Raw genomic sequence first — 20,876 nt, 5'->3', positions numbered from 1 at the left:
ACTCCCGGTCGGGGCCCTCGGGCCATGTTGACGGCGGTTACCACCGCTCCTACCGTGTGTCTACCGTCACAGATTCGCTACGCAGCCCGCCGACGCGATTCACATTCCCCCAATGGAGGTCACCATGAGCCCTGCACGAGCAGTGCAGCAGGGACGGACCCAGCGCACCGCCCTGGGTCATTCCGCAGGCTTCACTCCTGCGGTCATCATCGCTGGCGCACTTACCTTTTCGATGGTTGCCAGCGGATGCACGGTGGCCAACTCCAATCAGGGATCCGCGGCGAGCGCGGACACCCTGCGCATCGTGCTGCAGGAGGAACCGCCCACTCTCGAAGCGTGCGACGTCTCGCTCACATCGGTCGGAGTCGTCGCTCGGTCCAACATCACCGAACCGCTGATGGAGAGGAACCCGAGTACCGGTGATCTGGAACCGCTACTGGCAGACTCGTGGGAACTGACATCCGACACCGAGTGGACCTTCAGGCTCCATCCAGGTGTCACGTTCAGTGACGGCACGCCGTTCGAGGCTGCGGACGCAGCACACTCGATCGAGCGCACCGTGAACTCGGACCTCGGTTGCAACGTCGAAGGCTACGTTTTCGGCGACACGAACCTCGAGGTCGAGGTGATCGATCCCCTCACCCTCACCGTCACCTCACCGGAGCCCGACCCCATTCTTCCGCTCCGCGTGTCTTTCGTCGAGATGCTGCCGCGAACGGTCAGCCTCACCGAACGCGTTCGTGAGCCCATCGGTACGGGCCCGTACGCCATCGACTACTGGAACGCCGGCCAACGGCTGTCGCTCGTCCGCAACGACACCTACTGGGGACCGAAGCCCGACTACGCTCGCGCCGATTACCAGTGGCGAAGCGAGGGCAGCGTCCGTGCCTCGATGGTCGCGAACGGCGAGGCGGAGATCGCCGTCGGCCTCGGTCCCGAGGACGGCGCAGGCGACCTCGGAGTCGCCTACCCGAACAACGAGACCACCGCGGTGCGAATCCAGCTCGAAGAACCACCGCTCGACGACATTCGCGTGCGCCAGGCCATCAACTACTCGGTCAACCGCGACGGCATCGTCAAGGCCCTCTTCCGCGGCCTAGGGTCACCCGCCGAGCAGTTGATCTCGGAGGGCGTCATCGGGTTCAACGAGGATCTCCAGCCGTGGCCCTACGATCCCGAAAAGGCCGCGGAACTGATCGAAGAAGCGCGCGCCGACGGTGTACCCGTCGACACCGAGATCAGAATGATCGGACGTACTGGGCAGTTCCCCAAGGTCAACGAGACCCTCGAGGTCATCCAGAATGCCCTGTCGGAGATCGGTATGAACGTGTCGATCGAGATGACCGACTCCGCTGGCACAGCCGAATACCAGGAACGGCCGTTTCCGAAGGTCGGTCCGTACCTGCTCGTGATCCAGCACGGCAACCAAGCCGGCGACGCCGCATTCACGGCCGACCAGTACATGCGAAGCACTGGCTTCCAGAGCGCGGGCGGGACACCGGAATTCGACGAGCGTGTCAACGAGGCCGGCGCCAAGATCGGCGAAGAACGCCAGGAAGCGTACGCACAGTTGTTCGCCGACGAGCCCAAGGAGATCATGCAGATGGCCTTCATCGCTCACATGAACGGCGTTCTCGCCAAGGCGGAGTCGGTCGACTACACGCCCAACTCCGCGACCGTCGACGAAATGCACCTCAAGGCAATGACTCGCGCCGACACCACCGAAAGCGACTGAGGCCACCATGATCACTTCACTCACAGGGAGGCGATGAAGAAATGTTCCGTTTCCTTCGCCGTCGGATCTACACCAGTCTCGTCCCGCTTCTCGTCGTGCTCATCGGGGTGTTCTTCCTGGCTCGACTGACCGGTGACCCCACCAGCCTCTACCTGCCGGAATCGGCGACCCAGGCGCAACGTGAGGCCTTCCGGGCCACCAACGGCTTCGACCAGCCGATTCTGACGCAGCTCCTCGACTACTTCAAGGGCGTCATCCATCTCGACTTCGGCGACTCGCTCCGCACCGGCGAAGCCGCGTCGACAATGGCTCTACGCGCCTTCCCCGCAACACTGCAGCTCGCGTTCGCCACTATGTTCCTCGCCATCCTCGGCGCGGTGATAATCGGTTGCTGGGCCGCGTACCGCCCGAACTCGCTCGCCGACCGGATCTCGAGCCTGCTGTCCATGACGGCCGCATCCATCCCCGACTTCTGGTTCGCCATCATGGGCGTCTACGTCTTCGCGATCTTGTTCGGCTGGCTACCCACCTCGGGTGTCGACAGCGGCATGCTCTCGTGGATTCTGCCCATCGCAACCTTGCTTATCCGTCCGCTAGGCGTTCTGACGCAGGTCGTACGAGGCGCAATGGTGTCGGCATTGTCGGCCCCCTACGTCCGCCTCGCGAGAAGCAAAGGCGCCGGGGATCTTCGAGTGGTAACGCATCACGCGCTGCGCAACGCAGCCGCACCGGCATTGACCGTCGCGGGTGACCTCATGGTCGGCCTCGTCAACGGGGCAGTCGTCGTCGAGGCGATCTTCGGATGGCCCGGAATCGGCAAGCTGATGATCGACGCCATCCTGCAACGTGACTTCGCTGTGCTGCAGGCAGCAGTACTGCTGACCGCGGTGAGCATCTTCATTCTCAACATCGCCATCGACGCCTGCTACGCACTGCTCGACGCCCGCGTTCGCGACAAGGCGAAGGTCTAGGAGGCCACCGTTATGTCACTCGACTTCGAAGCACCGAAAACATCCGAGCCGGAGGATGTCCCGCAGGTTGCGGCGGTATCCCGCAAAAGCTCGGCGCCGCTGTGGAAACTGCTGTTGCACGACCGCGTCGCCACCGTTGCTGCCGGAATCCTGGTCCTGGTATTCCTGACGGCCATCTTCGGCCCGATGCTCATCGGTGATGCCGCTACCGATCAGGATCTCGACCGATCCAATCTGCCTCCGTTCACACTCGACACCGGTTGGATGAACGTACTCGGCACCGATCCCCTCGGCCGAAGCATGCTGGCACGCCTGATCGTTGCGTGCCGAACAACACTGTCCGTCGCAATTCCCGCAGTGATTCTCTCGGCAATCATCGGTTCGATGATCGGCATGTGGGCCGGGTACCACCGCGGATGGCGCGAAACCTCGGCGATGCGCGTCGCCGACGTCATCATGAGCTTCCCGTCACTGCTCATGGCCGTCGTCGTGCTGTACGTCTTCTCGCCGAGTGCCGCCAACATCGTTCTCGTGCTGGCCATCACCCGCATCCCGATCTACCTCCGTACGGCCCGCGCCGAGTCGGCCGAACTGCAAAGCCGGTTGTTCGTCGACGCCGCTCGCACCTTCGGAGCGTCGAGTGGGGCTGTGATCAGGCGTCACGTCGCTCCGATTCTGCTACCCACGTTGCTGACCGTCGCCACTCTCGACTTCTGTTTCGTCATGCTCGCCGAATCCTCGCTCAGCTTCCTGGGCATCGGCATTCAGCCGCCTGACGTCAGCTGGGGGCTGATGGTCGCACAGGGACGGACGTACCTCCAGACCGCATGGTGGCTGTCGTTCTTCCCCGGCCTTGCAATCGTCCTCACCACTGTCTCCGCTACCGTGCTCGCAGCCTGGGCACGCATCGCCACCGATCCTGCGCAGCGCTGGCGTCTCAATGTCCCCCGTTCGAAGAGGTCCCGCCTCGTTCCCACTCGGAAGGTCGTCTCATGAGTGCACCAGCAGTGGCCAGGGAGAAGAGTCCTGACACCGACCGCATCGCAATGGACGTCCGGGATCTGACGGTCGACCTGCGAACACCCTCGGGAGTGATCCGGGCGGTCGATCACGTCAGCTTCAGCGCGCGCCGCGGTGAGACTCTCGCATTGCTCGGCGAATCCGGGTGCGGCAAGTCGATGACGGCTCAGGCGGTGGTCGGACTGCTCGAACCCATCGCGGACATCACCGACGGATCCGTCGAAATCGGCAGCGACAAGAGTGGTCGGGTCGATCTGGTCAATGCCAAGAACAAGGTCAGACGCCGCATCGCCGCAACGGAACTCGCAATCGTTTTTCAGGATGCGTTGACGGCACTCAACCCGGTCTACACCGTCGGGACCCAGCTGGCCGAGCCGTTTCGGATTCACCGTAGCTTGTCCGCCAAAGCGGCTCGCAAGGAAGCCATCTCGCTGATGGCGCGCGTGGGAATTCCGCAACCGGAAGAACGCGTCGACTCGTACCCCCATCAGTTCTCCGGCGGCATGCGCCAACGCCTTCTCATAGCGATGGCCGTCGCACTCAGCCCGTCCGTACTTCTCGCCGACGAGCCGACGACAGCGCTCGATGTGACCGTCCAGGCTCAGATCATGGCACTGCTGCGGGATCTGCGCACCGAGCACGACATGGCTGTCGTCCTGATCACCCACGACCTGGCCCTCGTCGCCGAGGAAGCCGACCGTGTAGCGATCATGTACGCGGGAAGTATCGTCGAAACCGGTTTGGTGTCCGAGGTTTTCGGTTCTCCACGGCACCCCTACACCAAAGGGCTGCTCGACTCGGTTCCCGTCCACGCGGTTCGGGGCGAGGACCTCGCCTCGATCGGTGGCACCCCTCCGGACCTCCATTCCATTCCCGAGGGATGTGTCTACCAGGCCAGGTGCCCCCTGGCTCGCGACGTCTGCGTCGCACAGCGACCCACCCTGGAGCCAGTAGGAGACGGTCGTCTCTCTGCTTGCCACTTCCCGAACGAGGTGCCACATGCATGACCAACTCCTCACCGTCCGCGGTCTGAACAAGACGTTCAAGGTAGGCGGGGGAGACCTCCGCGCGCTCGACGCAATCGACCTCGACCTACGCAAAGGCGAGACACTCGGCCTCGTAGGCGAATCTGGTTGCGGCAAGTCCACTCTCGCACGCACCTTGATGATGCTGGAGCGTCCGGACTCCGGAACCGTCGACTTCGACGGCGTCGATCCATTCTCGCTCAGGGGTAAGGAGCTGCTGGGATTCCGCCGTCGCGTTCAGATGGTCTTCCAGGACCCCTACGGGTCTCTCAACTCGCGAATGAATGCCGGAGACATCATCAGCGAGCCGTGGCGAACCCACAAGAGCCTGTACAAGACTCGGCGAGACCGCTCGGCACGCGTCCGCGAGCTGCTGCACCTTGTGGGACTTCGTCCGAGCGACGAGCACCGCTTCCCGCAGGAGTTCTCCGGCGGTCAGCGTCAGCGCCTCGGTATCGCACGCGCGCTCGCACTGAACCCCGACGTGATCATCTGCGACGAGCCTGTGTCCGCGCTCGACCTGTCGGTGCAAGCGCAGGTGCTCAATCTGCTCAACGACCTACAGAAGCAGCTCGGCATCTCCTACGTGTTCATCTCGCACGATCTTTCGGTGGTTCGACACGTCGCCGACCGAGTCGCCGTGATGTACCTCGGCCGAATCGTCGAGTCCGGTGCGACGGAGGCGGTGTTCGACCGTCCGAGCCATCCGTACTCCGCGGCTCTGATGTCGGCAGCTCCGAAGCTCGACGCCGCCTCGCGTGGCGAGCGTATCCTGCTGAAGGGAGAAGTACCGTCGCCGTTGAATCCCCCGTCGGGATGCCGGTTCCGAACACGTTGCTGGAAGGCGACCGACCTCTGCGCTTCGGACGCTCCGCCCGTTGCCCTCGATCGAGACGAGGCGGACCACATGGCAGAGTGCCACTACCCCTTGGTCTCCGGCAATCTCGATTTGGTCGCCGCAGGCAAATGAGTGTTACCCACCTCAGCACGACTGGTTTCGTCGTCGTCGCGCTGGCCATCTTCTTCGCGTCATGTATGCAGGCATCGATCGGGTTCGGCATGGGCATGCTGGCCGCGCCGATCGTCGCCATCGTCGATCCAGCCCTGGTTCCCGGCACCTTGATCATGCTGGCGGTTCTCGTCACCACGATGGTGCTGGTGCGCGAAGGAACCTCGCTGGATCTGTCCGGAGCGAGTTGGGCTCTGGCAGGACGAATTCCGGGAACCATACTGGGCGCGCTGCTGCTGGTAGCGCTCCCGGAGCGGGGTCTGGCGTTGATGCTCGCGGCGGTCGTCCTCGCGGGCATTGCGCTGACATCGTTCGGATGGATTCCATTGCCTCGCAGGCGGAATCTGGTGATGGCGGGTGCGGCGTCAGGTTTGCTCGGGACCGCGACATCCATCGGTGGACCGCCGATGGCGCTTGTCTGGCAACGCAACACGGGCGCGAAGCTGAGAAGCACCATGAGTGCGTTCTTTCTGGTCGGCTCGATCATGTCGCTGGGGGCGCTCGCAGTCGCCGGAGCAATCGACCGACACACCGCGCTGCTGTTCGTTATCCTGGCCCCCGCGACGATTCTCGGGTACGTACTTTCCCGATACGTCAATCGCGTCATGGACAAGAGACGGCTGAGACTGACCGCCATCATCGTCTCCACCATCGGAGCGGTCGTCCTGATCGGGCAGCAACTGACGGCACTCTAGGTATCCAGGCCGCGACATGGAATGCCTGACGACATGAATCAAGTCGGAGAAGGCCGGTTCTGACTCGGTGTGTCGACCGTCCGGAACATGAGGTCGACGATGGCGCGTTTGGCGACGTCGTCCTGGGGATGAGTCAGCATGCTCTCGATCACGAAGACGATCATTCGCGTCATCGGTTCGGTGTCGGCCTCGGACGTTCCGGCACCACGCAGTTCCGCGCCGATCCATCCCTCCCACCTATCGTGGAAGCTAGTGTGCCACTTGTCGATACATGCGGATATCGACGTTCGCGCGTGCACTGTCTCGACCAGCCGGTGGTACTTCTCCAGCTCGTCCACCACCCAGAGGACTCGCTCCCGCAGGCGCGGCGACTCGAGCGCCACGAACCGGCTCAGCGCCTCGTCGTGGATGTCGTCGAGTACCCCCACCAGTAACTCGTCCTTGTCGCGGAAGTACCAGTAGATGGTGTTGGTGGTTACTCCCGCCGCCTTTGCGATCCGCCCCATCGACGTGTGCTCGTAGCCGTCGCCGGTGAACAACGTTGTCGCTGCCCCGACGATCTCGGACCGCTTCTCGGCTCTGTCGACGGGTCGGCGGTTACGCGGCATCCCCACACTCTATCTAGATCGTCGTTCAAGATGCTGTTAGTCTCTTCTTGAATTTCGATCAAGAATACGACCGAAGGGCAAGTTCGTGAACTCCGACGACCGTAGCCAGTACACCCGCAGTGACGAATGGTTCCAATCGGACGGTGTTCGCTGCGCGATCGCGGTGTACCGCCCGGTCGGTGCCACCACCGACACACCGGCGGTCGTCATGGCCCACGGATTTGCCACCCCTCGTGCGATTCGTCTCTCTGCATACGCGGAGGTCTTCGTCCGGGCCGGCTACACGGTACTCGTATTCGACTACCGCCACTTCGGGGACAGCGACGGGCAACCACGACAGCTGCTCGACATCAAGAAGCAACTCGAGGACTGGCGCAACGCAGTTGCCTACGCGAGAACAGTCGACGGCGTCGACTCCGAACGCATCGTCGGTTGGGGCACCTCGTTCGCCGGCGGACACGTCCTCACCAGAGCCGGTGCGGGCGAGCAATTCGCCGCTGTCATCGCTCAGATTCCGCATGTGAACGGACTCGCTGCCGTCCGAGTGACAGGACTGCGACGCACGCTGCGCCTCCTGCCCTCGGCAGTGATCGACCAAGCGCGGGCGCTCCTGAAGAAGTCGCCGCGCTACGTCGAATCCGTCGGCCGTCCAGGAGATGTCGCAGTCATGACCTCTCCTGATGCCATGCCCGGACGCGACCGACTTCTCGCCGAATCCAGCCTTCAGAACGGTGACTACCCCGAAACTGTCGCTGCCCGCATACTTCTGCGGGTCGGGCTCTACAACCCCGGCCGAACGGCGTCGAAGATCCAGTGCCCGACACTGATTCAGATCATGTCCGACGACGCGGTCACCCCGGCATCGGTGTCCTTGAAGACAGCACAGAAGATTCCCGACATCACCGTGCACATCCACAAGGGCGGCCACTTCGACCCCTATATCCAGCCACTCTTCCCGATCGTCGTCGAAGAGCAGTTGGCATTCTTGAAATGGGCAGTGCCGCTGACGCCGTAAGACGTCAGCCGGGTTGCGAGTTGCCGGTCAGCGGTACGACGATGCTATTCAGGAAAGCCGCAGTGGTCGCAACGACGATGCGGCGTTCGGCCGCATACTCGCTCGCCAACCACGTCATCGCGGTGTGGCTGATTCCGCCGACTGCCGCGGCGGCAAGGAGATCGAGGTCGACGTCGAGGCCGGATGCAACATCGGGGTCGAAGGCGCGCAGATAGTCGAGCATCAGTGCACCGAATTGCTGCATCGCAGTGAGGTACGTCCGCTCGACGCGGGGACTGACCCCGAGCACCTCGATCCAGACCACTCTCGCGAGGTGCGGGTCCTCGACGCGCTCGAACAATGCGTCGAGACCTCGTCTGACCACTGTCTCGATATCGCTGCCGGAGTCGACGTCCGCGAGCGCGTGGGCAATCGACTCCGTCAGGTGCGCGATGCACTCGCCGTAGACGGCGAGCAGCAGATCCTCGGTTCCGTCGAAATGCTGATAGAAGTGTCGATCGGCGACCTTGGCTTCGCGACACAGACCGCGGACCGTTGCCGCTCGATAGCCGACACTGCCGAACACACGCAACCCGGCATCGAGCAGTTGCCTGCGGCGCCGCTCGTCGCGATCCTCGGCGCTCTCGCCGCGATACGCCCGTCCGGGCGTCTCGGAGTCCGTGGTCACTTCCTTCGACCGTCGAGCTCTGTTGTGAGACGGATGATGTCGGCGTTCCGGCCGAGCATTGCATCGGAGATGGGGTTGACGATGCCCCGGAGAAGGGAAATGGGTATCCACCGTCCGGGTACCTGAATCCGCGGTGCTCGACGCTCGATCCCCCGCACTACTCCACGCGCGAGCTTGTTCGTCGAGATCGGACGCCGCAGAGGCGTCGGGAACGCCTTGGCGACAAGCGCTGTCGCGATGTCGTCTCCGCCGAACGCGACGTCGGCGATCGGCGTCGACACCCATCCCGGATAGAGCACCCCGGCTGTGGCATCGGTGCCCGCCAATTCGGTCCGCAGCGCTCGACCGAGCTGCTCGACACCAGCCTTCGAGGCTGCGTACGGCGCGTTGGCGAGACCGTTGAGATACGCGTACGTCGACGACGTCAGCAGGATGTACCCACCGGATTCGACAACATGCGGCAGTACGGCTCGCACCGTATTCCACACCCCGAGGAGGTTGACGCCGAGGACTTTCTCGAATATCCCGTCCTCCGCCGAACGAATGGTCGACGCCTGTGTGCCACTGGAGATCCCGGCATTCGCCAACACCACATCGAGACGACCGAAGGTCGCCAGTGCAGTAGCAACTGCTGCGTCCAACTGCTCGCGCTGCGTTACGTCCGCGTAGGCGATGACAACGCGGTCTTTCCCCAGTGCTGCTGCGACCCCGTCGAGGTCGGATGAGACAACATCGACCAGTACGAGTGAGGCCCCGCGGCGATGCAGCGCTGCGGCCACTGCTGCGCCTATCCCTCCGGCGGCACCGGTGATCAGAACGACCTGTCCGGAATGATCTTTCATGCCGATACCTCGTTTTTCGCGGCGGCCCCTGTGGGTGCCATGTGAATGTGGTGCGCCTCCGGTCGAAAACTCTTGGCCCAACGCCGAAACGTGAAGCTGAATCCAGGGAACATCGCCACGACGTGCCCGGACCGCGACTGGTACCAGCTGTGGCAGCCGCCGTCCTTCCACACCGTGCCCTCCATGTCGCGGTGAATTCTGTCGGTGTAGTCCTGCTCCGCAGCGGATGTGACTTCGACGGCGACAGCACCGGCCGTCCGCACCGCGTCGACGGCTCGCACGATGTACTCCATCTGCGCCTCGATGAGAAAGATCGCAGATGTGTGCCCGATTCCGGTGTTCGGGCCGGTCACGATGAACAGGTTGGGGAATCCCGGAACAGTCGTTCCCAGATAGGCCCGCGGGTAGGGGTTCCAGACGTCCGACAATGCGCGGCCATCGCGGCCGATCACCGGGTACGAGATGACGCCGTCGGTGGCGTCGTATCCGGTGGACCACACGAGGAGGTCGATGTCGACGTGTTCGCCGGAGGTAGTGACAAGACCTGTTTCGGTGATCTCGGCAATGCCGTCGTTCTTGTCGTGCAGCGTGACGTTCGATGCGCCCAGCGATGGGTACAGCGTGTCCGACAGAATCACTCGTTTGCATCCGATGAGGTAGTCCGGGGTGAGCTTCGCTCTCAGATCCGCGTCGGGCACCTGAGTTGTCAAGTGTTTCACTGCAGCACGCTGGGCGACCGCTTTCAAGGCACGGCGCGAGTATTTGAAACCGATGATTCGAGTCTCGAGACTCCAGTAGATCGCAGAGCGCACGAGCTTGCGGATGGGTTCCACGCGAAGCAATCTTCGCTGCAGCGGAGTGAATTCGCGGTCGTTGCGCGGCATCACCCAGTGGGGTGTGCGTTGAAAGACATGCAGGTGTTCCACGTCGGGGGCGATCGCAGGAATCACCTGCGCGGCGCTGGCCCCACTGCCGACGACCGCGACGCGCTGTCCGGCATGCTCGAAGTCCGTGTCCCAGTCGTTGGTGTGGAACTGGGTGCCCTGGAATCGCTCACGGCCAGGAAACGGCGGAATGACGGGGGTACTGAGGGGGCCGGATGCGTTCACCACGAATTTCGCCGCGTAGTCACCGCGCGATGTGGTGATCTTCCAATGGTCTCCGGACCACTCGATTCTCTGAACGTCCGTGTCGGAATGCGTTCGAGCGGGCAACCCGTTCGACTCCAGTACGTGGTCGGTGTAGCGCTCGAGCTCCTCGCGCTCGGCGAACATCCGCGTCCACTCGAACGGCTCTGACGCTATCGAGTACAGCGGGCTCTGCACGTCCACCGCAGCACCCGGATACCGATTCTGTCGCCACGTCCCGCCGAGAAACGATCGTCTCTCGAGGATGACAAGATCGTCGATACCCCGGTCGAGCAGCGCTTTCGCCGCGCATTGACCACCGAAGCCGCTGCCGATGATCACTACGGAATGTACATGCATCCTGCGTCCCTCCCACCACCGCGCGGCAACCGATGACGCGCGTCATCACATTTAAAGTGATGACGCGCGATTCCGCAATAGCCGCACCTCTCGCGAGCGTCCCAGCCAGGATGAGCAAGTGACAACAGCACGACTGCAAGCGGCACATGTGTTGCGCTGTGCCGCTTGCAGTGTCGGGTCCCGCAGTTCGGTTCACTACGGCTCGGTTCGCTACGGTTCGGGGTCCTCGGGATCCTGATACAGATACTCCTGCGGATGGTGATAATGATTGACAAGCCCTCGACGGCCCGGGTCGACCGCCTCGGGTGGATGCCACTGCGTACGGCCCGGTTGCGGATGATCAGGACCGGTAGTGGTCGTCGCCCAATCGTTCGGTCCGTCGCCGACGAGCGGATGATGCAGATCGCACCCGAACGTCAACGAATCGACATCAGTATCACCGCCACGCGCCCAATCGGTCACATGATGGGCCTGACACCACACCGCAGGCCGAGTACAGCCCGGAAAGCTACACCCTCGATCGCGAGCGATCAGCACGATCCGCTGATCAGCAGAAGCGATGCGTTTGGATCGACCCAAATACAGAGCCCGTCCATCGTCGTCGAAGATCGCCAGGTAATGATGAGCATGCGAGGCCATGCGAATCGCATCCCGAATCGTCACCAGAGACCCGGTACCGGTCACCGCATGCCCCGATGCGGCTTCCAGCTCCTTCGCCGTCATCGTGATGATCGCAGTCACCGGCAACCCACGCTGCTGCCCGACCGCGCCGGAAGCAAGCATCTGCCGCAGAATCACCTTGAACGCATCATGGTTCCGCTGCCCCTGACTACGCCCATCCCGACCCGCCCGACGCTCGTCGTCCTCGGCAGTCGGGGTATCACGAGGATCGCGGCCACCAGGACTGCCACCGGACCCAGCACCGCCAGAACCGCTACCCCCGGAACCTGGACCACCGGAACCAGAGCCGCCCGGACCGCCGAACAGAGTGGGGTCGCTGTCTGTTTCATCCCCCGGCCCAGGCTCGTCGCCATCCTGAACCTCGCCGCCCCGATCCTCGCCGCCCCGATCCTCGCCACTGCCTTCTGGCTCGTCGACCACCGGCGTCGGCTCGTCGGGATTGCAGTTGCCGGGCTTGGCGAGTTTCGCCAGAAGCGGCTCGAGATACGCCCGACACTCCGCATCGATGACGAAGCTGCCCTTGCTGAGCCCATCCGCGTCCTGAGCCCCGAGCCGGAAGTAGCACTTACTCGACGGATCCTTCTCATCGAGCGTGCCGTCCGGATCCAACAACGCCTGCAAACGTGCGGCAGCAACGCGCAGCTGCTCCGGTGTCACCTCTTTCGCAAGATTGCCGAGCAGCATCTCGGACTGCACTTTCGACTCGTGATCGACCGCCGAAGGTAAGTTCTTGAAGAACTTGTCGATGACTTTCACATGCGCCGCATCGATCTCGCCGCCACGATGCCCCTCCGCAGTCGTCGGATACTCCGGATCGAGCTGCTCCCCGGTCATCGCCCGACGCCGAGAAAGCTTGGCAGCGATCTTGATCCGCTTACCCGCCACCAACGGATCGACGCGCAACAAACACCCCAACCGCGACGGATTCGTCTTCTCCGGCAACACCGCCAACCCGTCGTTCTCGACCAACTCGGTCAACCACGTATGCGAAGTGCCGTACATCGCCCGCGACAGCGTCTCCATCCGCACCATCACCGCCCGCCGATCGGCGTCGACCACAAGACTCGAATCAACAGCTGCAACACACTTCCACGCAGCTTCCATCGCTTCGACGGCCTCGCACAAGGTCCGGTCGGAAATCGCGAGCACACCACGTGCACTGACGACCCCTGGATCGTCGGCCGAACCGGCGACACCCTCCCCCGAAAGCATGCTCCAAGAATACCCCGAAAACTAACCCTTGTCGAACACGTGTTCGAATGTCGTTCGAATCGACGATGACGAATTTATGGGCGATGCCCTTCGGCTAGGAACACTCAGTACGTCGGTCAGACGCCTTCGGTCAGATCTCGGACCTCCGCGTACCGCTCACGGATTTCCGGATTCGGGTCGGCTTCGAAGATGCGGGCACGCGCCGACGCCCACTGCGGCGGCTCAGGGGTTCCCGCCAGCACCCAAGCCGCTTGGCGCGCTGCGCCGTCGGCGACGTACTCGCCCGGCTCGGGGACGACGACGGGTACACCGAGGATCGCCGGGGCGAGTTCGCACAGCGCTGCCGACTTGGCGCCGCCGCCGATGAGCAGGACCCTGCGCGTGTCGACCCCTGCGGCCCGGAGCGCGTCGATGCCGTCGGCCAAGCCGCACAGCAGGCCCTCCAGCGCGGCGCGCGCCAGATGACCCGGAGTCGAATTACCAAGGCGTAGACCGTGAATTGCGCCGGAGGCGTTGGGTCGATTCGGGGTCCGTTCGCCTTCGAAGTACGGAATCAGTACGAGACCCTCGCTCGGGGTCGACAACGCTAGCCGGGATAGTCCGTCGTGATCGACGCCCAACAAGGATGCCGTCGCGTCGAGAACACGCGCAGCATTCAACGTGCACACCAATGGAAGTTGTCGACCTGTTGCGTCGGCGAACCCTGCAATGATTCCCGACGGGTCGGCCGCAGCGACATCGGTGACGGCCGAGACGACTCCGGACGTGCCGATCGAGACCACGACATCGCCGACCTTCGCGGCCAAACCGAGTGCCGCTGCGGCGTTGTCACCGGTTCCTGGTCCGATCACAGCTCCGGACGCCGTCTCGCCGATCCGGTCGTACGGCCCCGCGACCCGCGGCAAGCGTGGCTGTCGGCCACGCATACCCAGTTCCAGCAGATCCTCACGGTAAGCGTCGGTCCCGGCGGAGTAGTAGCCGGTCCCGCTGGCGTCACCACGGTCGGTGGCCAACGAGTCGAGACCGACCGCGCCGCCGAGTTGCCAACTGAGCCAGTCGTGCGGGAGACAGACCGCCGCGGTGCGGTCAGCGTTCTCGGGTTCGTGGTCCGCGAGCCACCGGAGCTTGGCGACGGTGATCGCCGCGACCGGGACGACGCCCACTGCGTCCGCCCACGCTCGACCTCCCCCGAACTCCTCGACGAGATCGGCTCCGGACGACGCCGATCGCGTGTCGTTCCACAGCAACGCCGGCCGAACGACCTCGCCGGACTCGTCGAGACAGATCATCCCGTGCTGCTGCGCGCCGACGGCCACCGCGTCGACGTCGTCGAGACCACCTGCTTCGTCGATGGCGGTGTCGAGCGCGGCCTTCCACACTGCTGGACCGATCTCGGTACCGTCGGGATGACGCGCCCGTCCGCGCCGCACGACCTCACCCGAATCAGCATCTCGGACAAAGACTTTGCACGACTGAGTGGACGAGTCGATTCCTGCAACGAGAGCCAAGACTTCCATCCTTCACGGTGAGGGTATTTCTTTCACGACCCTACAGTCGTCCGCGCCACTCGTTCGGAACTTCGGCTCGGTCGAATCGGATCGCGCTCGGACTCGAATCTCGCTACGACTCGGGTCCGGCCACACCATGGACTACGTTCATGCACTATGCGTGACTCCGAGGACTCCGACGCCTTTCGCCTGTCCGTGGCAAAAGCAGCCCTCGACCTGTTCGCAGTGAACGGGTACGACGCCACCTCGGTCGACGACATCGCCGAAGCGTCGGGAATTTCGCGCAGGACCTTCTTCCGGCAGTTTCGCGGCAAGGACGACGTCATCTTCGCCGACCACGAAATCCTGCTCGAGCAGACCGCGTCGTTCCTGGAACGACCGCACAAGGATCCCTGGATCGCCGTCTGCGAAGCAGCCCAGCTGGTATTCGAACGCTTCTCCGGCTGGAAGGAACAATCTCGACTGCGGTATCAGGTCGTGCACGAGAACCCGGCGCTACGCGACCGCGAGATAGTCACGGTCTTTCGGTACGACCGATTGTTCGTCGACTATCTTCGTCAGGCACTTCCCAACCACTCCCACCTGGAGATTCTGCAGTTCTCGGCCTCGGTCACGGCGACGCACAACTACATACTGCGACGGATGATTCGGGACGGCTTTCCGACCAGCGCGAGCGACCTCGAGGAGGCACTCGGCAAGGTCCGCGCCGGATTCGACACCGGATCCGAGCAGGTAGTCGTCGCTGTCTTTCCACGTGGCACCTCGCGGTCGGCGATCGCCGACGCCCTCGCCGAGCACTGGGACTAGAACTGCTGGCACTCGGTGCCATCGATCCTTGTCTTCACCGCCTCGGCTCGGTACCATCAAGAAATCTGTGGCACTCAGTGCCGCGCAGCCCATAGCCCTAGGAGAGTGGCAGCATGGCCGGAAACCCGGATTTCGATCTCTTTCGCCTGCCGGAAGAGCACGACGAACTGCGCGCGGCCATTCGCGCGCTCGCCGAGAAGGAGATCGCACCGTACGCCAAGGCGGTCGACGAGGATGCCCGCTTCCCCGACGAGGCGCTTTCTGCACTCAACAACTCCGGTTTCAACGCCATCCACGTTCCCGAGGCATACGACGGCCAAGGCGCCGACTCGGTCGCTACCTGCATCGTCATCGAGGAAGTTGCCCGCGTCTGCGGCTCGTCCTCGCTGATTCCTGCCGTCAACAAGCTCGGCACGATGGGCCTGATCCTCAAGGGTTCCGAGGAGCTCAAGCAGCAGGTTCTGCCGTCGCTCGCGGGCGGCGCAATGGCGTCGTACGCACTGTCCGAGCGGGAAGCCGGCTCCGACGCGGCCGGCATGCGTACCCGCGCCAAGGCCGAGGGTGACGACTGGATCCTCAACGGCTCCAAGTGTTGGATCACCAACGGCGGCAAGTCCGACTGGTACACCGTCATGGCCGTGACCGACCCGGACAAGGGCGCAAACGGCATCTCTTCGTTCATCGTTCACAAGGACGACGAAGGATTCGTCGTCGGGCCGAAGGAGAAGAAGCTCGGCATCAAGGGTTCGCCCACCGCCGAGCTGTACTTCGAGAACTGCAAGATCCCCGGCGACCGCATGATCGGAGAGCCCGGCACCGGATTCAAGACTGCGCTCGAAACCCTCGATCACACCCGCCCCACCATCGGCGCTCAGGCCGTCGGCCTCGCGCAGGGCGCGCTCGACGCGGCAATCGAGTACACCAAGGACCGCAAGCAGTTCGGGCAGTCGATCAGCAGCTTCCAGGCCGTCCAGTTCATGCTCGCCGACATGGCGATGAAGGTCGAAGCCGCACGTCTGATGGTGTACACCTCGGCCGCTCGTGCCGAGCGCGGTGAGAAGAACCTCGGGTTCATCTCCGCGGCAGCGAAGTGCTTCGCCTCCGATGTGGCCATGGAGGTCACCACCGACGCCGTACAGCTATTCGGCGGCGCGGGCTACACCACCGACTTCCCGGTCGAGCGCATGATGCGTGACGCGAAGATCACCCAGATCTACGAAGGCACCAACCAGATTCAGCGTGTCGTCATGTCGCGGGCGCTGCTCAAATGAGCGATATCAACCTCGTAGGCGTCATCGGCGGCGGTACCATGGGAGCCGGAATCGCCGAGATGTGTGCTCGCTCCGGTAGTTCGGTCCTGATTCTCGAAACCAGCCAGGCCACGGCCGACGCCGCCGAAGCACGCCTCGACAAGTCGTTCGCTCGCGCGGTCAAGTCCGGACGCATCGAGGCGGGTGCAGCCGAGAAGGCACGCGCTGCAATCACGTTGACTCTCGACATTGCCGACTTCTCCGACCGCGACCTCGTCGTCGAAGCAGCTCCGGAGATCGAATCGCTCAAGCTGGACTTGTTCGGCAAGCTCGATTCCATCGTCAAGCCCGAGGGGATCCTGGCCACCAACACCTCGTCGATCCCGGTCATCAAGATGGCCAATGCGACGAAGCGTCCCGACAAGGTAGTCGGGGTCCACTTCTTCAACCCCGTACCGGTGCTTCCGTTGGTCGAGATCGTCGTGAGCCTGCTCACCAGCGAAGAAACCGTGGCTGCAGTGACGGACTACGCGGGAAACACTCTGGGCAAGAAGACGATCCGCGCCGGTGATCGCGCCGGATTCATCGTCAACGCGTTGCTGATTCCGTACATGGTCTCGGCCATCCGCATGCTCGAGTCCGGCTTCGCGAGCGCCGAGGACATCGACGAGGGCATGGTCAACGGGTGCGCCCACCCGATGGGGCCGCTGCGTCTCACCGACACCGTCGGACTCGACGTCACCCTGGCCGTCGCAGAATCCCTGTACGCCGAATTCCGCGAGCCGCATTACGCGCCACCGCCGCTGTTGCAGCGGATGGTCGACGCGGGCATGCTCGGCCGCAAGAGCGGCAAAGGTTTCTATACGTACTGACCTGTAATTTTCAGGCACACTGGAGTCACATCCGACAGAGCAGGGAGAGGCTCATGAACATCGATCTGAACGGCCGCACAGCACTCGTATCCGGCTCGACGCAAGGCATCGGGCTCGCCATCGCGACGCAGCTCGCGCGGTCCGGTGCGCGGGTTGTGGTCAACGGTCGCTCGCAGTCCACCGTCGACAAAGCCGAAGAGCACCTGGTCGATACCATTCCTGGCGCTCGGATCATCGGGGTCGCGGCCGATCTTGCCACCGCCGAGGGCGTCGAGCGACTGACCGAGCGGGTACCCGTCGTCGACATTCTGGTGAACAATCTCGGCATTTTCGGCTCTGCCCCGGCTCTGGAAATCGACGACGACGAGTGGCGTCGGTACTTCGAGGTGAACGTCCTGTCGGCCATCAGACTGATCCGCACCTATTTGCCCGGAATGACCGAAAATGGTTGGGGTCGAATCCAGAACATCTGCAGCGACTCCGCGGTGGTGATCCCCGAGGAGATGATTCACTACGGGATGACCAAGACCGCACTGCTCGCGGTCACGCGCGGGTTCGCGAAAGCTGCAGCGCGAACCGGTGTCACGGTCAACTCGGTCATCGTCGGCCCGACGCACACCGGGGGCGTCGAGGACTTCGTCGCAGAACTCGTCGGCGACGATCTTCCGTGGGACGAGGCGCAGGCGAAGTTCATGAAGGAGAACCGCCCCCAGTCGCTCATCGGCAGACTCATCGAACCTGAAGAGGTAGGCAACATGATCGTGTACCTGAGCTCGGATCAGGCGTCCGCGACGACGGGTGGCGCCCTGCGGGTCGACGGCGGATACGTGGACTCGATCCTGCCCTGAACTCCCCGCGCCTGCCACAACGGAACATGGGTAGTCACCGTCGAAACGTGACTACCCATGCCCCGAGGCGGAGCAGTATCAATCCTTCGGGCCACCCGCGGCGTAGACGACCTGGCCTGAGATGAAGCCCGCACCCTCGCTGACGAAGAACGACGCGAGATGCGCGATGTCATCCGGATTTCCGACGCGATTGACCGGAATCTGCGACGCTGCAGCAGCTTTGAAGTCCTCGAACGGCACCCCGACACGCTCCGCGGTGGCGGCAGTCATCTCGGTCTCGATGAACCCCGGGGCGATCGCATTGGCGGTCACGCCGAACTTACCGAGCTCGATGGCGAGAGTCTTCGTGAATCCCTGCATGCCCGCCTTGGCTGCCGAGTAGTTCGCCTGCCCGCGGTTTCCTAGAGCCGACGTGCTCGACAAGTTGACGATCCGACCCCACTTGGCGTCGATCATGTGCTTCTGCACCGCGCGGGTCATCAGGAACGATCCGCGCAGGTGCACGCCGAGCACGGAATCCCAATCCTGGACGGTCATCTTGAACAGCAGGTTGTCGCGCGTGATTCCCGCGTTGTTGATCAGCACGGTCGGCGCACCGAATTCGGACGCGATACGGTCGACCGCCGTCTGCACCGATTCCTCGTCGGCCACGTTCGCGCCGATTGCGACGGCCTGACCGCCGGCCGACTTGATGGCGTCGACGGTATCGGCACATGCGGCTTCGTCGAGGTCGACGACGGCGACACCGAATCCGTCCTTGGCCAATCGTTTGGCTACGGCGGCGCCGATTCCTCGTGCGCTTCCGGTCACTACGGCGGTCTTCACTGCATCACTCACGTGTGTCTCCTGAAGTTGCGAAATACGGGAACCTCTTGATCTGTTCTACCAACACCGAGCTACCGCTCAGTAGGCGGCCACTGCACCGTCGAGCGCTTTCTGCATTCCGTCCGCCACGGTGCGGACAATGTGGAGCGGCTTGTCCGGCAATTCGGTGATCGGTTGATCGATGTAGACGCTTGCGGACTTCAGGTTCTGCGAAGGACCGTAACTCAAGCCCATACAGATCAGAACCGGCTCGACGCCGAGCTTGCGAATCCGTGCAGCGATGTGGCCGATGCCGCTACCGACATGTTGAATCTGCGTCGGATCGACCAGGTTGCACGTACCTTCCGGGAACACTGCAAGATCGTCCCCGCGTCGGACACGTTCCGCGCTGACATCCATCATCCTGTTGCCCGCTGCGCTGACCGCGCGCATGCCGTGGTTCTTGCCGCGGAAGACCGGGATGCCGCCCATCATGTCGATTCGCTTGCGCTGCTTGGGTTCCTGGAACAACTCGTCCTTGGCCAACACTCGCGTCCTACCGATCGCCGGGCGCAAGGGGCTGGCCCACGCTGCCGCAGCGACGGTGTACGGGTCTGTCTCGGAGACGTGATTGACGGCGATGATCAGTCGGGTGTCGTCGTAGACCAGCCTGCGGATTTCCTCGCGCGCACCTTCGGAATAGCTCACCCGCGGCTTGAACCGCCGGGCAAGGGCCGCATAGGCCAGCCTCGCGACCTGTCGGTTCTGCTGATGACGCAGGTAGAAGTCGTAAACGGTCTCGTCGTTCTCCAGAATTACCGCGGGTCGATCCATGAGTCGAGCTTAGCTACCCGAAGATAGGAAACCGTCGCTTCCTGGCCAGGTCGTCCATCCCGCTTTGAATCTGTCGCCGAACCTCGTCGTATTTCGCTTCGATGTAGTCCTCGTCCTCGCACAGCGAAGGATCGTGATCGACGCTGACATGCGGCATGAATCGCGTGCGGATCTTGGCCGGCAGCGGTATCTGCGGCAGTGCGGCGGGCGAGATGATCCAGGGCAGCGACAATGCGATCGGGAACACTTTGAGTCGTGCGATTCGGTCGAGCCGCAACACCCGCGCCAGCGTGTCGCCGCGGACCAGCACCGGCATCGCATCGGCACCACCGACGGTCGCGACCGGCACGATCGGAACACCCATCCGGATAGCTAGTTTGACGAATCCCGTCCTCCCGGCGAGCGTAGCGACGTCGCGATCACTCCACGGCCGTAAAGAGTCGACCTCACCTCCCGGCCAGACGATGACGTCCCGACCCTCTGCCAACGCCGTCGACATCGAATCCGGCGCCGCGGGCAACACCCCCATCGACCTGAACACCTTCCCGATGACGGGAAAAGCCATCAACGCATCGTGTGCTGTTCCGTGCAGCGTGCGTGACGCTCCGAAACGACGCCACCACTGTGCACCGACGGTCCATGCGTCCCACACGAACGGCGCACCGGAATGGACCCCGACTACGAGTACCGGCGGATCGGGAATGTTCTCCCACCCGTCGATCTCCATACGGAACCACCGGTCCGTGACAACACTCCAGAAGCGAGCCTGTTTGTCCATTGCAGCAGTGTTCTGGTCGTCCAGACTCCAGTCCCCCGCCCGCTCGGCAACGTATCCCCCCAATCCCCCTTCGTGCTGCTCGCGACGATGCTTCATCTTCACTCTGGCCGCTGCGGCCTGTCGCTGAGCTTGCTCCTGCAGTTCGGCGTTTCGGTGATCTGCATCACTCATACGAGGCACGGTACTCGCGCGGTCAAGGCCATGAGAT

Annotated in this window: 20 protein-coding genes; 11 read left to right on the top strand and 9 right to left on the bottom strand. The window is 63.3% G+C overall.

Annotation, left to right across the window (positions count from 1 at the left end; all coding sequences use genetic code 11):
- Window positions 1–124 precede the first annotated feature (124 nt).
- From ACODSO_RS01760 to ACODSO_RS01735, 6 genes are read left to right on the top strand one after another with little or no spacing between them, the layout of a single operon-like run.
- Window positions 125–1,735 carry an ABC transporter substrate-binding protein gene (locus ACODSO_RS01760; RefSeq protein ID WP_489034563.1) on the top strand — a complete coding sequence of 537 codons (1,611 nt, stop codon included), beginning with the start codon at window positions 125–127 and terminating at the stop codon, window positions 1,733–1,735.
- A gap of 41 nt (window positions 1,736–1,776) precedes the next feature.
- A complete protein-coding gene (locus tag ACODSO_RS01755; protein WP_489034561.1) occupies window positions 1,777–2,706 on the top strand; it encodes an ABC transporter permease in 930 nt (309 codons plus the stop codon).
- Between the two features lie 12 nt (window positions 2,707–2,718).
- Complete coding sequence (locus ACODSO_RS01750) at window positions 2,719–3,702, top strand: ABC transporter permease (protein WP_489034560.1); 984 nt, start codon at window positions 2,719–2,721, stop codon at window positions 3,700–3,702.
- On the top strand, window positions 3,699–4,733 hold the full coding sequence (locus ACODSO_RS01745) for an ABC transporter ATP-binding protein (RefSeq protein ID WP_489034559.1): 1,035 nt from the start codon (window positions 3,699–3,701) through the stop codon (window positions 4,731–4,733). Before ACODSO_RS01750 ends, ACODSO_RS01745 begins: the two co-directional genes overlap by 4 nt.
- Window positions 4,726–5,721, top strand: coding sequence for an ABC transporter ATP-binding protein (locus ACODSO_RS01740; RefSeq protein ID WP_489034557.1), 996 nt, complete (start codon window positions 4,726–4,728; stop codon window positions 5,719–5,721). The genes ACODSO_RS01745 and ACODSO_RS01740 overlap by 8 nt, the downstream gene beginning before the upstream one ends.
- Entirely contained in the window at window positions 5,718–6,455 is a 738-nt protein-coding gene (locus ACODSO_RS01735) for a sulfite exporter TauE/SafE family protein (RefSeq protein ID WP_489034555.1), read from the top strand. Before ACODSO_RS01740 ends, ACODSO_RS01735 begins: the two co-directional genes overlap by 4 nt.
- A gap of 38 nt (window positions 6,456–6,493) precedes the next feature.
- Here the strand turns inward: ACODSO_RS01735 and ACODSO_RS01730 are convergent, their stop codons facing one another.
- Entirely contained in the window at window positions 6,494–7,063 is a 570-nt protein-coding gene (locus ACODSO_RS01730) for a TetR/AcrR family transcriptional regulator (protein ID WP_489034553.1), read from the bottom strand.
- A gap of 85 nt (window positions 7,064–7,148) precedes the next feature.
- Here ACODSO_RS01730 and ACODSO_RS01725 point away from each other — a divergent pair, with 85 nt between their 5' ends.
- Window positions 7,149–8,078, top strand: coding sequence for an alpha/beta hydrolase (locus tag ACODSO_RS01725; protein WP_489034551.1), 930 nt, complete (start codon window positions 7,149–7,151; stop codon window positions 8,076–8,078).
- 4 nt (window positions 8,079–8,082) lie between these two features.
- On the opposite strand, the gene ACODSO_RS01720 is transcribed toward ACODSO_RS01725, so the two are convergent.
- From ACODSO_RS01720 to ACODSO_RS01700, 5 genes are all read right to left on the bottom strand, one after another.
- Window positions 8,083–8,745 carry a TetR/AcrR family transcriptional regulator gene (locus tag ACODSO_RS01720; RefSeq protein WP_489034549.1) on the bottom strand — a complete coding sequence of 221 codons (663 nt, stop codon included), beginning with the start codon at window positions 8,743–8,745 and terminating at the stop codon, window positions 8,083–8,085.
- Complete coding sequence (locus ACODSO_RS01715; protein WP_489034548.1) at window positions 8,742–9,587, bottom strand: SDR family NAD(P)-dependent oxidoreductase; 846 nt, start codon at window positions 9,585–9,587, stop codon at window positions 8,742–8,744. The genes ACODSO_RS01720 and ACODSO_RS01715 overlap by 4 nt, the downstream gene beginning before the upstream one ends.
- Window positions 9,584–11,074 (bottom strand): flavin-containing monooxygenase, encoded by a 1,491-nt coding sequence (locus ACODSO_RS01710; protein ID WP_489034546.1) that lies wholly within the window; start codon window positions 11,072–11,074, stop codon window positions 9,584–9,586. Before ACODSO_RS01710 ends, ACODSO_RS01715 begins: the two co-directional genes overlap by 4 nt.
- A gap of 210 nt (window positions 11,075–11,284) precedes the next feature.
- Complete coding sequence (locus tag ACODSO_RS01705; protein ID WP_489034545.1) at window positions 11,285–12,967, bottom strand: HNH endonuclease signature motif containing protein; 1,683 nt, start codon at window positions 12,965–12,967, stop codon at window positions 11,285–11,287.
- Between the two features lie 116 nt (window positions 12,968–13,083).
- Window positions 13,084–14,475, bottom strand: a complete 1,392-nt coding sequence (locus ACODSO_RS01700) for a xylulokinase (RefSeq protein ID WP_489034544.1) — start codon at window positions 14,473–14,475, stop codon at window positions 13,084–13,086.
- Between the two features lie 156 nt (window positions 14,476–14,631).
- Here ACODSO_RS01700 and ACODSO_RS01695 point away from each other — a divergent pair, with 156 nt between their 5' ends.
- The 4 genes from ACODSO_RS01695 (at window position 14,632) to ACODSO_RS01680 (ending at window position 18,252) form a co-directional block, all read left to right on the top strand.
- Window positions 14,632–15,282 (top strand): TetR family transcriptional regulator, encoded by a 651-nt coding sequence (locus ACODSO_RS01695; protein WP_489034542.1) that lies wholly within the window; start codon window positions 14,632–14,634, stop codon window positions 15,280–15,282.
- Between the two features lie 113 nt (window positions 15,283–15,395).
- Window positions 15,396–16,553 (top strand): acyl-CoA dehydrogenase, encoded by a 1,158-nt coding sequence (locus ACODSO_RS01690; protein WP_489034540.1) that lies wholly within the window; start codon window positions 15,396–15,398, stop codon window positions 16,551–16,553.
- A 5-nt stretch (window positions 16,554–16,558) separates the two neighbouring features.
- On the top strand, window positions 16,559–17,404 hold the full coding sequence (locus ACODSO_RS01685) for a 3-hydroxybutyryl-CoA dehydrogenase (protein WP_489034755.1): 846 nt from the start codon (window positions 16,559–16,561) through the stop codon (window positions 17,402–17,404).
- A 53-nt stretch (window positions 17,405–17,457) separates the two neighbouring features.
- The gene (locus ACODSO_RS01680) at window positions 17,458–18,252 is read left to right on the top strand and encodes an SDR family NAD(P)-dependent oxidoreductase (RefSeq protein ID WP_489034538.1); all 795 of its coding nucleotides are present in this window, start codon (window positions 17,458–17,460) and stop codon (window positions 18,250–18,252) included.
- 78 nt (window positions 18,253–18,330) lie between these two features.
- On the opposite strand, the gene fabG is transcribed toward ACODSO_RS01680, so the two are convergent.
- The 3 genes from fabG to ACODSO_RS01665 form a co-directional block, all read right to left on the bottom strand.
- Window positions 18,331–19,089: a 3-oxoacyl-ACP reductase FabG gene (gene fabG, locus ACODSO_RS01675; RefSeq protein WP_068371616.1), complete on the bottom strand. Its 759-nt coding sequence runs from the start codon at window positions 19,087–19,089 to the stop codon at window positions 18,331–18,333.
- Between the two features lie 66 nt (window positions 19,090–19,155).
- Window positions 19,156–19,890: a lysophospholipid acyltransferase family protein gene (locus tag ACODSO_RS01670; protein ID WP_068371613.1), complete on the bottom strand. Its 735-nt coding sequence runs from the start codon at window positions 19,888–19,890 to the stop codon at window positions 19,156–19,158.
- 13 nt (window positions 19,891–19,903) lie between these two features.
- Window positions 19,904–20,839 (bottom strand): lysophospholipid acyltransferase family protein, encoded by a 936-nt coding sequence (locus ACODSO_RS01665; RefSeq protein WP_489034536.1) that lies wholly within the window; start codon window positions 20,837–20,839, stop codon window positions 19,904–19,906.
- Between the last annotated feature and the right edge of the window lie 37 nt (window positions 20,840–20,876).

This window comes from Rhodococcus sp. FG69 (assembly GCF_057808915.1).
Note: the sequence above shows the minus strand (reverse complement) of the source record. Positions and strands in the feature narration are given on the sequence as shown.

Excerpts from the sequence above, each read along its gene's own strand:
- ACODSO_RS01710 (WP_489034546.1), bottom strand. The coding sequence starts at position 11,074 with ATGCATGTACATTCCGTAGTGATCATCGGCAGCGGCTTCGGTGGTCAA.
- ACODSO_RS01730 (WP_489034553.1), bottom strand. The coding sequence starts at position 7,063 with ATGCCGCGTAACCGCCGACCCGTCGACAGAGCCGAGAAGCGGTCCGAG.
- ACODSO_RS01745 (WP_489034559.1), top strand. The coding sequence starts at position 3,699 with ATGAGTGCACCAGCAGTGGCCAGGGAGAAGAGTCCTGACACCGACCGC.
- ACODSO_RS01665 (WP_489034536.1), bottom strand. The coding sequence starts at position 20,839 with ATGAGTGATGCAGATCACCGAAACGCCGAACTGCAGGAGCAAGCTCAG.
- ACODSO_RS01740 (WP_489034557.1), top strand. The coding sequence starts at position 4,726 with ATGCATGACCAACTCCTCACCGTCCGCGGTCTGAACAAGACGTTCAAG.
- ACODSO_RS01690 (WP_489034540.1), top strand. The coding sequence starts at position 15,396 with ATGGCCGGAAACCCGGATTTCGATCTCTTTCGCCTGCCGGAAGAGCAC.
- ACODSO_RS01715 (WP_489034548.1), bottom strand. The coding sequence starts at position 9,587 with ATGAAAGATCATTCCGGACAGGTCGTTCTGATCACCGGTGCCGCCGGA.
- ACODSO_RS01670 (WP_068371613.1), bottom strand. The coding sequence starts at position 19,890 with ATGGATCGACCCGCGGTAATTCTGGAGAACGACGAGACCGTTTACGAC.
- ACODSO_RS01755 (WP_489034561.1), top strand. The coding sequence starts at position 1,777 with ATGTTCCGTTTCCTTCGCCGTCGGATCTACACCAGTCTCGTCCCGCTT.
- ACODSO_RS01735 (WP_489034555.1), top strand. The coding sequence starts at position 5,718 with ATGAGTGTTACCCACCTCAGCACGACTGGTTTCGTCGTCGTCGCGCTG.
- ACODSO_RS01750 (WP_489034560.1), top strand. The coding sequence starts at position 2,719 with ATGTCACTCGACTTCGAAGCACCGAAAACATCCGAGCCGGAGGATGTC.
- ACODSO_RS01760 (WP_489034563.1), top strand. The coding sequence starts at position 125 with ATGAGCCCTGCACGAGCAGTGCAGCAGGGACGGACCCAGCGCACCGCC.
- ACODSO_RS01680 (WP_489034538.1), top strand. The coding sequence starts at position 17,458 with ATGAACATCGATCTGAACGGCCGCACAGCACTCGTATCCGGCTCGACG.
- ACODSO_RS01695 (WP_489034542.1), top strand. The coding sequence starts at position 14,632 with ATGCGTGACTCCGAGGACTCCGACGCCTTTCGCCTGTCCGTGGCAAAA.
- ACODSO_RS01705 (WP_489034545.1), bottom strand. The coding sequence starts at position 12,967 with ATGCTTTCGGGGGAGGGTGTCGCCGGTTCGGCCGACGATCCAGGGGTC.